The 14595-nt window shown below is 26.3% G+C and carries 11 protein-coding genes; 8 read left to right on the plus strand and 3 right to left on the minus strand.

The features are described from left to right. Positions 1-87: 87 nt before the first annotated feature. Complete coding sequence (locus H0H40_RS02535; protein ID WP_185868940.1) at positions 88-1071, minus strand: D-alanine--D-alanine ligase; 984 nt, start codon at positions 1069-1071, stop codon at positions 88-90. A 72-nt stretch (positions 1072-1143) separates the two neighbouring features. On the opposite strand from H0H40_RS02535, the gene H0H40_RS02540 reads away from it, so the two are divergent. Then, positions 1144-2202, plus strand: a complete 1059-nt coding sequence (locus tag H0H40_RS02540) for a PASTA domain-containing protein (protein ID WP_185868941.1) — start codon at positions 1144-1146, stop codon at positions 2200-2202. Further along, positions 2199-3224, plus strand: coding sequence for an RluA family pseudouridine synthase (locus tag H0H40_RS02545; protein ID WP_185868942.1), 1026 nt, complete (start codon positions 2199-2201; stop codon positions 3222-3224). The genes H0H40_RS02540 and H0H40_RS02545 overlap by 4 nt, the downstream gene beginning before the upstream one ends. Here the strand turns inward: H0H40_RS02545 and mgtE are convergent. Continuing rightward, positions 3216-4574: a magnesium transporter gene (gene mgtE, locus H0H40_RS02550; protein WP_185868943.1), complete on the minus strand. Its 1359-nt coding sequence runs from the start codon at positions 4572-4574 to the stop codon at positions 3216-3218. The two genes, H0H40_RS02545 and mgtE, sit on opposite strands and share 9 nt — an antisense overlap. Positions 4575-4718: 144 nt before the next feature. Here mgtE and leuS point away from each other — a divergent pair, with 144 nt between their 5' ends. From leuS to rpoN, 6 genes are all read left to right on the plus strand, one after another. After that, on the plus strand, positions 4719-7508 hold the full coding sequence (gene leuS / locus H0H40_RS02555) for a leucine--tRNA ligase (protein ID WP_185868944.1): 2790 nt from the start codon (positions 4719-4721) through the stop codon (positions 7506-7508). A 93-nt stretch (positions 7509-7601) separates the two neighbouring features. Continuing rightward, complete coding sequence (locus H0H40_RS02560) at positions 7602-9047, plus strand: Glu/Leu/Phe/Val family dehydrogenase (RefSeq protein WP_185868945.1); 1446 nt, start codon at positions 7602-7604, stop codon at positions 9045-9047. Positions 9048-9075: 28 nt separating this feature from the next. Continuing rightward, positions 9076-9792, plus strand: coding sequence for a UMP kinase (pyrH, locus tag H0H40_RS02565; RefSeq protein ID WP_185868946.1), 717 nt, complete (start codon positions 9076-9078; stop codon positions 9790-9792). A gap of 4 nt (positions 9793-9796) precedes the next feature. Next, positions 9797-10351, plus strand: coding sequence for a ribosome recycling factor (frr, locus tag H0H40_RS02570; protein ID WP_185868947.1), 555 nt, complete (start codon positions 9797-9799; stop codon positions 10349-10351). Next, on the plus strand, positions 10351-11760 hold the full coding sequence (gene asnS, locus H0H40_RS02575; RefSeq protein WP_185868948.1) for an asparagine--tRNA ligase: 1410 nt from the start codon (positions 10351-10353) through the stop codon (positions 11758-11760). The genes frr and asnS overlap by 1 nt, the downstream gene beginning before the upstream one ends. A 20-nt stretch (positions 11761-11780) precedes the next feature. Then, positions 11781-13238 carry an RNA polymerase factor sigma-54 gene (gene rpoN / locus H0H40_RS02580; protein WP_185868949.1) on the plus strand — a complete coding sequence of 486 codons (1458 nt, stop codon included), beginning with the start codon at positions 11781-11783 and terminating at the stop codon, positions 13236-13238. Here rpoN and H0H40_RS02585 read toward each other — a convergent pair. Then, positions 13233-14591 (minus strand): aldehyde dehydrogenase family protein, encoded by a 1359-nt coding sequence (locus tag H0H40_RS02585; protein WP_185869347.1) that lies wholly within the window; start codon positions 14589-14591, stop codon positions 13233-13235. The genes rpoN and H0H40_RS02585 overlap by 6 nt on opposite strands. Positions 14592-14595 lie beyond the last annotated feature (4 nt).

Genomic DNA, 14595 nt, shown 5'->3' on the forward strand with positions numbered 1-14595 from the left:
TACAAAAAAACTGATAAATTTTTTATCATATGATAAAAAATTTTGCGAAAAAAAATGTAATTGCAAATTATAAAAATATTTAATTTATTATTTTTTCATTTTTTCAATGGAAGAATTGATATAATCTTTAAATGCATCAGATAAAGAAATTCCAGCTATTTTCAGTTGTTTTGGAAAAATACTTTTTTCCGATAGACCTGGAACTGTATTAATTTCTAAAAAAAAAGGTTCTTCATTTACAATGATATACTCCGCTCTAGATATTCCTGATAAATTTAAAGAATTATATACTTTTTTCGCAATTTTTTGTATTTTACTTTGAATATTTGGAAGCAAATTTGCGGGTGTTATTTCTTGAGAATTTCCAGAATATTTAGACTCAAAATCAAAGAAATCATTTTGACTAATTATTTCTGTTATAGGTAAAACAATAATTTTCTTTTTGAAAGAAAGAACTCCTACAGATACTTCTCTTCCTTCAAGGAAAGATTCTATGATAATTTCTTCATCCTCTTCAAAGGCTTTTTCCAATGCATTCAGAAAATGTTTTTCTTCATAAACTTTACTTACTCCTAAACTAGATCCAGATTTATTAGGTTTGACGAAACAAGGAATTCCTACTTTTTTTAAAATTTTTTCCTTGCAAAAGGTTTGATTTTTATTTAAAAAAATAGAGACAGCAGTATTAATTCCAAAATGTTTTAATAAAGTTAAACAATACTTTTTGTTAAAAGTTATATTAGCATGATGAAAATTACATCCTGTATAAGGAATTTTTAATAATTCGAAATAGGCTTGTAATATACCGTCTTCTCCTGGAGTTCCATGAATAGCATTAAATACGCAATCAAATTGTATTCTTCGTATTCCCATATTTACGGAAAAATCACGTTTGTCAATGATATAATTTTTTTTTTTATCATCTTCCATAAACCATTTATCTTTAAAAATGTATACTTTATAAGGATCAAATTCTTTTCTGCATAAGTTTTTATAAACTACTTTTCCGCTTTCTAGTGATATTTCTGACTCCTTTGTATATCCACCTACAATGACAGCTATTTTTTTCATGATTAATCTTTATTTTTCAGTTTTGATTGTGAATATAAAAATGATTTTTATATTTTTAATAAAATATTTTTTATGAATTATTCAAAATATTTTGCAATATTCATCATTAATTTATTAATTTCTATATTTTTTTTATATAAAATCACTAAAATTGCATTAAAATGGTCTGATATTTATACTAAACATGGTTCTTATGTAGTAGTACCAAACTTACGTTATTTAACTTTATCTCAATCCATATCTATCCTCAAAAAATTAGGATTAAAATATGATATAGATACGTCTCGATATAATCCTAGTTTTAGGAATAATCAAGTTATTTCTTTTTCTCCAGAGGCTGGAGATCATGTAAAAGAAGGAAGACATATATATCTTCAAGTTAATTTTTCTAAATACAAACAACATATTACTGTATTACCTAATATTATAAACAAGAGCAAGTATTTTGCAATGAAGTTACTTCATGCTAATCATATACCTGTAAAAAACATTAGATATATCGATGATATAACGAAAGGAACTGTTTTAAAAGTTTTTTATAAAAAACAATCCATCCACTCTGGATATATTTTTTCTTCCAAGCATCAGGATGGAGTCACTTTGATAATTGGAAAAGGATATGAAAAAAACAATTCAGTTGTTCCAAATGTAATTGGTATGACACTCCATTCTGCAAATTCTATTTTAAAAGAAAAATTATTTAGTGTTATTAATTCTTATTATGATCATACAATAAAAAATTCTGATAAAGATAAAAATGCAAAAGTATATCGTCAAAATCCTTTTCCTGGAGAAATTCAGGATAAGAATAAATTAATTGAACTATGGTTAACTTCAAAAAAACCAGAAGAGAAAAAACCAGAAGAGAAAAAACCAGGAGAGAAAAAACCAGGAGAGAAAAAACCAGGAGAGAAAAAACCAGGAGAGAAAAAACCAGAAGAGAAAAAACCAGAAGAGAAAAAACCAGAAGAGAAAAAACCAGAAGAGAAAAAACCAGAAGAGAAAAAACCAGAAGAGAAAAAACCAGAAGAGAAAAAACCAGAAATAAAAAACCAGGATATAAAAAACCAGGAGAGAAAAAACCAGGAGAGAAAAAACCAGAAGAGAAAAATAATTAAATTCATGAAATGAGAAGATCTACATTGATTAAAATTATTGCAGATAAAAATCAAGAAGAAATTCGTATTGATAAATTTTTAAAAAATTATATAAAAGACATTAGTAGAAATCAAATCCAAAAATGTGTAATTTCCGAAAAAATTTTAGTAAACAAAAAGACTATAAAAAAAAATTATAAAATCAAACCTTTTGATTTTGTTGAAATAGAAATTTCAAGACCTGCTCTTCTAGATAATTTAGAATATAAAAATATTGATGCAGAAAAAATGAATATAGATATTCTTCATGAAGATGAAGATGTTATTATAGTAAATAAACCTGCAGGAATGGTAGTTCACCCTGGTTTTGGGAATGAGACGGGAACATTAATTCATGGAATTAAACATCATCTCATAAATTCAAATTTTCAGAATTTTAACCTATATAGATGTGGATTAGTTCATAGATTAGATAAAAATACATCAGGTTTATTAATTTTAGCTAAAAATGAATATTCTCAAAAACATTTATTTCAACAATTTTATTATAGAACGATTGAAAGAAAATACATAGCTTTAATATGGGGAAATTTGATTGAAGAAAAAGGAATTATAACTGGTTTTATTGGAAGAGATCCTAAAAATAGAAAAAAAATGACCATTTTTCAGAAAAATAAAAATCATAAATACGAAGAGAAAGGAAAATATTCTATTACACATTACAAAGTACTTGAAAGATTTCAACATCTGACATATATTTCTTGCAATATAAAAACCGGAAAAACACATCAAATAAGAGCTCATTTTGAACATTTAGGACATCCATTATTTCATGATTCAATCTATGGAGGAAACAAAATTTTCATGAAAAAAAAATGTTCAAATAAAAATATAGTATTTTTCAATACTTGTTTAAAAATCTTACGAAGACAAGCGTTACATGCTATTTCTATCTCTTTTATTCATCCTAAAAACGGAAAATGCCATTTTTCTTGCCCAATTCCTGAAGATTTTAAAAAAGTTCTGGAGAATTGTAGAAATATATTTTCACAATAAAGTTCCACGTAAAAGAATGTAGCACACAGAAAAATATATCATTAATCCGATAACATCAACTAATGTTGCCACAAAAGGTGCAGAAGAACTAGCTGGATCTCCTCTAAACTTTTTTATTATAAAAGGTAACATAGACCCACTTAATGTTCCCCATAACACTACTCCAATCAAAGAAAAAAAAACAGTGAATCCGACTAATATCCAATGAGGTCCATAATTGAATAAATTAATATTATGCCAAACTATTATACGTAGGAATCCAGTTAATCCTAAAATACTACCCAAAAAAAAACCACAAATAATTTCTCTCCGCATAACTATCCACCAATCTTTTATTTTCACTTCTCCCACAGCCATTGCTTGAATGATTAAGCTCGCAGCTTGAGATCCACTGTTCCCTCCACTTGAAACAACCAAAGGAATAAATAAAGCAATAACTACTGCTTTTTCGATAACACTTGAATATTTTTGCATAACCGTTGTTGTTAACATTTCTCCTACGAACAATAAGATTAACCATCCTGCTCTTTTTTTAATCAATCGATATAAAGGTTCATTCAGATAAGATTGATTTAATGTTTCTTCCATTCCTCCTATCTTTTGAAGATATTCTCTATAATTTTCATTTAATACCCATAAAATATCATCTACTGTTACTATTCCTAATAAAAAGTTACGATTATCAATAACTGGAAGAGAAACTCTATTGTTTTTATAAAATATTTTAGGAGTTTCTTCTTCTGTATCTGTCAGATTTAAAGCTACAGAAGACCGACCATCTATTAAATCCGATACTTTTGTATTTGGATCTACCAGTAGAAATTCCCTAATCTTTATATCATCTATTAATTTCCCTTCTTTATCAATGATATAAACAATTTCTATTTCTATTACATCATTATTCTTCACTTCTTTTCGAATATAATCAAGAACTTCCTGCACTGTCCAAGTTTTTGGAACAGCAATATAATATGGGATCATCCAACGACCTATGCTATTTTCAGCATAACCCAACGATACTAAAATTCTGCATTTTTCTTCTGTATTTAAATATTTAATTAATTTTTTTAATAAATCTTTAGGAATTTTTTCTAAAAAACAAATACGATCTTCTACTGATAAATTATTCAAAAATTCCATTTTCTGAATCGAAGGTAACTCTTCTATAATTTTTTTTTTTACAGAAAAATCTAATCCATTAAAAACAGAAATAGCTTTACATAATTTTATTAAACTAAATACTTTTGTTGCATCATTTGGATTATGATGAATTGTTTTGATTAAGCTGTTAATAGTTTGATTATTTATAAAATTTTCATTATTTAAATAATCTTGATACTCATTAAACATTTTTTCTTTGTTTTATAAAAACTTTTTTTTGAATATTTATATGTATGATTGATTCATTTCAGAAGCATCCTATAGTAATTAAAATTACGTAATCATTGTAATTTTTTTGTAAATAAAGTTTAAATAAAAAAAGTTTAAATAAAAATGGAATATAATTTTAAAGAAATAGAAAAACGTTGGCAAACATACTGGAAAAAATATAATGTTTTTCATACTAAGGAAAACGAAAAAAAGAAAAAATACTACATTTTAAACATGTTTCCTTATCCTTCTGGAGAAGGACTTCATGTAGGACATTGTTTAGGGTACGTTGCATCAGATATATATGCAAGATATAAACGTGCAGAAGGATATAACGTCCTTAATCCAATAGGATTTGATTCTTTTGGATTACCAGCAGAACAATATGCAATTCAAACTGGAAAACATCCTTACGAGACAACTTTTCAAAATTCACAGAATTATCGAAATCAAATGGATAAAATAGGACTTTCTTTTGACTGGGCCCGTAAATTTTACACTAGTGACCCTAGTTATTATCGTTGGACCCAATGGATGTTTATTCAAATTTTCAATTCTTGGTACGATAAAGACTGTGAAAAGGCTAAACCTATAGATTCTTTAATTAAAGAATTTAATAAGAACGGAAATTTATTCATAAAGGCAAGCACTCCTTCCAATTATAAATTCAGTTCAAAAACATGGAATAAATTAAGTCTTTACGAAAAAGAATCTATTCTTTTAGATTATCGTTTAGCCTTCTTATGTAAGAATATAGTAAACTGGTGTCCAGGATTAGGTACTGTTTTAGCTAATGATGAAATAAAAAATGGGAAAAGTGAAAGGGGGGGGTATCCAGTATACAAAAAAAAAATGTTGCAATGGCATATAAGAATTAGTGCATATGCAGAAAGACTTATCAAAGGATTAAGTTCTATTGAATGCTCTCAATCTTTAAAAAAATTGCAATCTAATTGGATAGGAAAGTCAATAGGAATCTCTTTTTTTTTAAAAATTGTTTATCCTATTAATCAAATCAATAAGATTGAATTTTTTATTTCTCATCCAGAAATGATATTTGGATTAACTTTTATTATATTATCTCCAGATCATCCTCTTGCAGATAAAATCAGTGTTCATTTTCAAAAAAAAAATGTTTTAGCATTCCTTATGCAGGATATTCCTGTCAATGAAGATGTAAAGATCCCTTCTGGAATTTTTACAGGAAACTATGTTTTTCATCCTTTCATTAAAAGCAAACAGATTCCTATTTATATTAGCAGTTTCTTTTTTTTCAATCATCATAAAAAATCTATTTTAGGAATTCCTGGACATGAAGAAAATAGTAAAATATTTGCTAAAAAATTTGAATTAGAAATTATCAAAGTTTATGAAAAAAATCAAAAAAATGATGAAATATGTATTAATTCTGAATTATTAAATGGATTTAATAGAAAACAGGCGAGAGAGAAAATTATAAAGGTTTTTTTGGAAAAAAAAATAGGAAAGAAAAGAACAAATTACAAAATACGTGATGCTATTTTTTCTAGACAAAGATATTGGGGAGAACCAATTCCTATTTATTTTAAAAAAAATATTCCAAAAACAATTCCTATAGATAAATTACCTCTTATTCTCCCAAAAATAGATAATTATCATCCGAAAAATGGAGAATCTCCATTGGTTAGAGCAAAAAATTGGGCTTGGGATGAAAAAAATATGAAAATCGTTCCAAATACATTAGTTGATCATAAATATGTATTTCAAATGGAAACTTCTACAATGCCAAGTTGGGCCGGTTCTAGTTGGTATTTTCTTAGGTATATGGATGTTCATAACCATCAATTTTTTCTTGATAAAAAAAAAGAACATTATTGGAATAATATTGATTTATATATTGGAGGATCTGAACATAGTACAGGTCATTTAATTTATGCAAGATTTTGGCACAAATTTTTGAAAGATAGGGAATGGGTTACTGCTGAAGAACCATTTAAAAAAATATTAAACCCAGGAATGATACTTAGTTATTCTGCTTCTATACTAAAAATTATAGGGGAAAATACCTTTATTTCTTATGGATTGAAAAATGAAAAAAATATTTCATTTCAAGAAATTTACGTAAATCTTTCTTTAATAAAGAAGAAAAATGAATTGGACATAGAAAAATTTAAAAAAAATAAACCAGAATTTTGTAATGCCAATTTCATATTGGAAAAAGGAATTTTTCTTTGTAAGAGAACATTGGAAAAAATGTCTAAATCTAAATATAATGTAATAAATCCTGATGATATTTGTGAAAAATATGGATCAGATATTTTTCGAATATATGAAATGTTTTTGGGTCCTATCACTCAGTCAAAACCTTGGGATGATCAAAAAATAAATGGAATAAAAAATTTTATGAAAAAATTTTGGAGATTATTTCATAAAGAGAATAAATTTCAAGTTAGTGAACTTCATCCAACATTCAAAGAATTACAAATCTTACATCAATCCATAAAAAATATACAAAATAAAATACAATCTTTTTCTTTCAACACATCTATCAGTCTATTGATGATTTTTGTAAATCAATTAACTATGTTACAATGCAATAAAAGAAAAATATTGGAACCTTTAGTTCAATTAATAGCTCCATTTTCTCCTCATATAGCAGAAGAATTATGGTTTAAATTAGGAAATAATAAATCTATTATTGATTGTCCGATACCAGTTTTTAATCAAAAGTATTTCATAGTAGATGAAATAACGTATCCGATTATGTTAAATGGAAAATTTAAATTTTCAGAAAAATTTGATTCTAGAATTTCTACACAAGAAATAAAAAATAAAATTTTAAATCATCCAAAAACAAAATCTTTATTAAAAGAAAAAATTATTAAAAAATTAATTATAGTCCCAAAAAAAATAATAAATATATTACATTATTAATATAAAACTCAATAAAATTAAGTTTTATATTAAAATTTATAAAATGTAGATTTGTATTCAACAATAGCATTTTTAATTTTCTAAAACTAAAAAATGTGTAAAAACTTTTATGTCAAAAAAAAACAAAATAAAAATGATACATACAGTTTTTTTAATTGTATAGAAAAAAATTTTGATAAAGCTACACGATTTCTTTCTATTGAAAAAGGTCTTTTAGAACAGATTAAAGCTTGTAATGCTGTTTATCGCATGCATTTTCCTGTAAAAATAGAAAAAGAAATAAAAGTTATTGAAGCTTATCGAGTTCAACATTCTCACCATAAACTTCCCTGTAAAGGAGGAATTAGATATAGTATCAAAGTTAATCAGGATGAGATAATGACTTTAGCAGCTCTGATGACCTACAAATGTGCTATAGTAGACGTTCCTTTTGGAGGGGCCAAGGGCGGTATTAAAATTGATCCACAAACTACATCATATGAAAATATAGAAAAAATAACTCGTCGTTATACTTCTGAATTAATTAAAAAAAATTTTATTGGTCCGGGGATAGACGTACCTGCTCCTGATTATGGTACTGGAGAAAGAGAAATGAGTTGGATTTTTGATACTTTTTTATCCATTCGTCCTGGAGATGTAGACGCATTAGCTTGTGTTACCGGGAAACCAGTGTCTCAAGGAGGAGTAAGAGGTAGAAAAGAAGCAACAGGGTTAGGAGTCTTTTATGGGATTCGAGAACTATGTAGAATGAAAGAAGATATGACTTCTGTAGGGCTTGATGTTGGTTTAGTTGGAAAAAAAATTATAATACAAGGGTTAGGAAATGTCGGATATCATGCTGCTACTTTTTTTCATGAAGCTGGAGCAATTATTGTAGCTTTAGCAGAAAGAGAAGGAGCTATTTATAATAAAAAAGGATTGAATATATCCAAAGTTATTTCGCATTTGAAAAATACAGGTTCTATATTAAATTTTCCAAAAGCAAAAAATATTGAAAATACAGAAAACGCTTTAGAATTGGAATGCGATATTTTGATTCCTGCAGCATTAGAAAATGTTATTCATAAGAATAATGCAAATCGTATAAAGGCTAAAATTATTGGAGAAGCGGCAAATGGACCTATCACTCCAGAAGCAGATGAAATATTAGAAAAAAAAGGAATTATTATAGTTCCTGATATTTATTTAAATGCGGGAGGAGTTACTGTTTCCTATTTTGAATGGCTTAAAAATTTAAGCCACGTTCGTTATGGACGTATGGAAAAAAAATTTAGCGAAAACATGAATGCAGAATTACTACAAGTTATTGAAACTGTATGCAAAAACAAAATTTCAAAAGAAGAAAAAAAAATCATATTGAGAGGACCAAGAGAGATTGATTTAGTAAGAAGTGGATTAGAAGATACAATGATTAGTGGATTCCATAAAATCCGTGATATAAAAAAATCATCAAGAATAGATAACATGCGAACTGCAGCATTTATACTTGCTATAAACAAAATTGTAGATTCTTATGAAAAATTAGGAATATTTCCATAATATCTTTTTTCATAAAAAATACTAATTCATGAAGTATAAAAGATCACTATTGAAATTAAGCGGGGAAGCTTTGATGGGAACTAATGAATTTGGACTTCATTATACTCGTCTTCAACAATATGCAGAAGAAGTAAAAAAAGTTGTAGATATGGGAGCTCAAGTAGCTATAGTAATTGGTGGAGGAAATATATTTAGAGGATTTTCTAGAATAAAGGAAAATACTATAAATCGTATAGAAGGAGATTACATGGGTATGTTAGCTACTGTTATAAACGGAATAGCTTTTCAAGCATATTTAGAAAATGTAGGAATATGTTCTTACATTCAAACAGCTATCAGAATGGATCAAATAGCAGAACCTTTTGGTAAAGATAGAGCTATTCATCATCTTGAAAGAGGAAGAGTTGTAATATTTGTAGCAGGATTAGGAAATCCTTATTTTACTACAGATACAGCCGCAGTTTTACGTGCTATAGAAATAAAAGCTGATATATTGTTAAAAGGAACTAGAGTTGATGGAATTTATACAACAGATCCAGAAAAAGATAAATATGCAAAAAAAATTAAAAGCATATCTTTTGACATGGTATATAAAATGGGGATCAAAGTGATGGATCAAACTGCTTTTATATTGGGAAATGAAAATAATTTACCGATTATTATTTTTGATATTAACAGAAAAGGAAATTTTAAAAAAGTAATTTCTGGAGAAGAAATAGGTACTATAGTTTCCAAAAAAAAATAAAATTATGGATGAATTAAACAATATTTTTTGTTCTTGTAAAAGAGATATGGAAAAAATTTTGAAACAACTAAAAGAAGACATTCATCGTATTCGATTAGGTAGCAAATCTGTAGTTTCTATTTTAGAAAAAATCAAAATAAAATGCTATGAAAAGCATTCCATGCTTATGGAAGTAGCAAATATTACGATTGTAGATAGTATGAATATTATTATTCATCCTTGGGATCGTTCTATTACTTCACATATAGACAAAGCTATTATAGATGCAAATTTAGGTTTTATGCCAACTAATAAAGGAGAATCTATTCATATAAATTTACCAATTATTACAGAAGAAGGAAGAAAAAACCTCATAAAAAAAATTAAATTGCAAATAGAACATGCAAAAGTTCTCATAAGGAACATCCGAAAAAAAAATAATAGACATGTAAGAAAATTACAAATATCCGAAGATATTTCTAAATCAGGAGAAACACGTATACAAAAAATAACAAGTGAATATATAAAAAAAGTAGACAATTTATTCCTTTATAAGGAAAAAGAAATATTAAGAATATAATGGTAAAAAAATATTCAATTAAAGAATTATTAGATGAAGGGATTACTGTTGTAAACAAAAAAGTGTTGGTTAAAGGATGGATTCGTTCTTTTCGTTCTTCTATTTTTATTGTTTTAAATGATGGATCTACAATTAAAAATTTGCAAGTTGTTTTATCTCAAGAATTGAAAAAAAAAAATCATAAAAAAATAACAATTGGAACTTCAATTCAAGTAATAGGAACTGTAACAGAGAGTATAGGGAAAAAACAATGCATAGAATTGCATGCATCAGATATAAATGTATATGGATTTGTCGATTCTAGTGTTCTTCAACAATCTATTTTGCAACCTAAAAAACATAGCTTTAAAAAACTGCGTGAGCAAGCACATTTACGTTTCAGAACAAATATTTTTAGCTGTATTATGCGAATTCGTCATCATATAGCTTTTTGTATCCATCAATATTTCCATGAACATGGTTTTTTTTATGTTCATACTCCAATAATTACTACTTCTAATTGTGAAGGAAGTGGTAAAATGTTTCAAATTACTACCATGGATTTAAAAAAAAATCCAGTAGATTATACAAAAGATTTTTTTCAATGCAAAACTTACCTAAGTGTATCTGGACAGTTAGAAGCAGAAACAGCTATTTTCGGATTAGGGAAAGTATACACGTTTGGGCCTGTATTTCGTGCAGAAAATTCCAACACTTCACGGCACTTATCAGAATTTTGGATGATAGAACCAGAAATTGCTTTTTATGATCTAGAAGAAAATATAAATTTAGCTGAAGATTTTCTAAAATTTATTATAAAATATATTCTTGACAAGAATATGGAAGATTTATCTTTTTTAAACGAACACTTCAAAAAATATAAAAAAAATGAAACAGAACATCTTTTAGAAAGATTAAATATTGTATTAAAATCTCCATTTAAAAGAATTAGTTATACAGAAGCTGTAAAAATTCTTATCAAAGAAGAAAAAAAACAAAATATGAAATTTTTTCATCCAATTGTTTGGGGAATGGATTTACAGTCTGAACATGAACAATATTTAGTCAATAAGTATTTTAAAATTCCTGTTGTTGTATTTGATTATCCTTCTTCTATTAAAGCTTTTTATATGCGTATTAATAATGATGGAAAAACAGTTAGAGCTATGGATCTTTTATTTCCAGATATAGGAGAGATCATTGGAGGTTCTCAAAGAGAAGAACGTTATGAAATATTATTACAACGCATAAAAGATACAAATACGGACAAAAATAAACTTTGGTGGTATTTAGATACACGTCGTTTCGGTTCTGTTCCTCATAGTGGATTTGGTTTAGGTTTTGATCGTTTAGTTCAATTTATAACAGGAATGAATAATATCCGTGATGTTATTCCATTTCCAAGAACTCCAAATCATGCAGAGTTTTAAAACATATATTTATCTTAATTATGTTAAAACAGCAATTATTACAAAAAGGACAACATAAACTCTCTCCTCTGCAAATTAAACTAATGAAATTAGTTCAGTTATCTACTTTAGATTTTGAACAAAAAGTACAACAAGAATTGGAAGAAAATCCTGCCTTAGAAGAAGAAAATTGTTCTGATTTAGAAGAAGAAAATTCAGAATCAGAAATGAATGATCATGATTTTGATATCATAGAAGATCAAAATAAATCTATAGATAGTTCTGAATTCGATGAATATATGAATGATGATGAAATTGAAGATGTTCAAATAAATCACAAAAATAACGGTGTAGCAAGAAACCTTACTCTTACTTCTGTAGTTTCTTTTCAAGAATATTTAAAAAATCAATTACATACTTTTCGTTTAAAAGAAGAAGATTTATTAATAGCAGATTTTATATTAGGAAATATAGATAACAATGGCTATATTAGAAGAAAAATTACATCTATCGTAGACGATATTCTTTTAATACTCGGAATATCCGTTTCTGTAGAAAAAGTAGAAAAACTCATTGTCAACTACATCCAAGAATTAGATCCAGTAGGTGTAGGATCTAGAAATTTACGAGAATGTTTACTTCTTCAATTAAGAAGAAAAAAAATGACTAAAGAAGTTATTATAGCAAAAAAAATTATACAATCAAATTTTGAATGTTTTGTAAAAAAACATTATCAAAAACTAAAAAAAAAATTAGGAATAACAAAAGAAAATTTACGAAAATCTATTCATCAAATAGAAAAATTAAATCCAAAACCAGGAATAATTTATTCTGAAAATACAAAAAATTTAAATCATATAATTCCTGATTTTACTATTTGTATAGTAGATAAAAAATTAGAATTATCTTTAAACCAAATAAATACACCAGAACTGAAGGTTTCATCTTTCTATTTAGAAATGTTAAGAAATTATAAATCTTCAAAAAATTTGAAAAAAAATGAAAATACTATTGTTTTTTTGAAACAAAAAATAGATTCAGCAAAATGGTTTGTAGACGCAATTAAAAAACGTCAAAATACACTTATGTTAACAATGAATGCAATTATGGATTATCAAAAAGAATATTTTTTAACTGGAGATAGAATTAAAATAAAACCTATGATTTTAAAAAATATTTCACAAAAAATAGGTGTAGGAATTTCTACAGTTTCACGTGTAGCCAATAGCAAATATGTTAATACTCCATATGGAACTTTTTTAATTAAAAGTTTTTTTTCGGAAAAAATGAAAAATAAAGAAGGAAAAGAAATTTCTACTATTGAAATCAAGAAACTTTTAGGAGAATCCATTGATCAGGAAAATAAAAAAAAACCTCTTACTGACGAAAATTTATCTAAAATTCTCAAAAAAAAAGGCTATCTAATAGCTAGAAGAACGGTATCTAAATACCGAAATCAAATGCATATTCCTGTTGCAAGAATGAGAAAAAACTTATGATTTACTTATAATAACTGTTTTCCAATTGGAAAATTCTTTTATAGAGAAAATAGATAATTCTCTACCGTATCCAGATTTTTTTACTCCTCCAAAAGGAAATCGAACATCTGATTTCACAATTTCATTAATAAACACCATACCAGTATCTATTTTTTTGGATAATGTTTCTGCTTTTTCTAAATCTTTTGTCCAAATAGATGATCCTAATCCGTAACATGTATTATTGACAATATTAGGAATTTCTTCTTCTACAGAAAAAGAAGAAACAATTCCTATTGGTCCAAAAATTTCTTCCTTACTGATTATAGGATTATCCTTTTCTATCTTCAATAAAGAAGGAGAAAAAAAATTTCCATTTCTCTTAGATTCTAAACAAATCTTTCCTCCATTTGATATTATATTCTTATATTGTTGATATAATTTTTCAGATAAATCAGAACGAGATATATAACCTATTTTAGTAGATTCATGATATAAATTTCCTTTTTTATATTTTTTCATTTCTTGAATAACTATATCTATAAAATCATCAAGAATAGATTTATCTACAATAAATCTTTTTGCAGAAATACATGTTTGTCCCGTATTATTTAATCTGGATTTTATAGCTAATTTTGCCGTTTTTTTGATATTTTCAACATCTTTCATAATTACAAAAGCATCATTACCTCCTAACTCTAAAATAGATTTTTTAATATATTTTCCAGATAACGATCCTATAATACTTCCAGATAAAGAACTTCCAGTAAATGTAACTCCTTGTATTACGGAGTCCGATATAACTGATTCTATTTTAGAAACATCTATTAATAATATTTGAAAAATTCCTTCTGGAAATCCACATTCTACAAACATTTTTTCCAAAATCATACAACAGGATGTTGTATTTAATGATGGTTTAATAATAATTACATTCCCTAATAATAAATTAGGTATAGTAGATCTTATAGTTTGCCAAATAGGATAGTTCCAAGGCATTATTCCTAATATAACTCCTATAGGTTCAAATCTTACGTAAGATTTTTCATATTCAGTATGAATTTCTTGAAAGAAAATGGATTTTTTCAGTTTACAATAATATTCACATAAATTTATGCTTTTACTTACTTCTAAACGAGATTGATAAATAGGTTTTCCCATTTCTTGGGTAATAAAATGAGATATAATTTCTATATTTTTTTTCATGCAAAAATATAATGCTGTTAAACATTTAACTTTAGAATTAAAAGAATAATTTTTCCATTTTTTATATGCATGACCAGCTATAGATAATTTAGCTTTAATATCCTTTTCAGATAGAAAATAATAAGTTTTTAAAATTTTATTATCCACAGGATTAATAGTATGAAACATATCA

Source organism: Blattabacterium cuenoti (genome assembly GCF_014252295.1).
Lineage (GTDB): Bacteria > Bacteroidota > Bacteroidia > Flavobacteriales > Blattabacteriaceae > Blattabacterium > Blattabacterium cuenoti_V.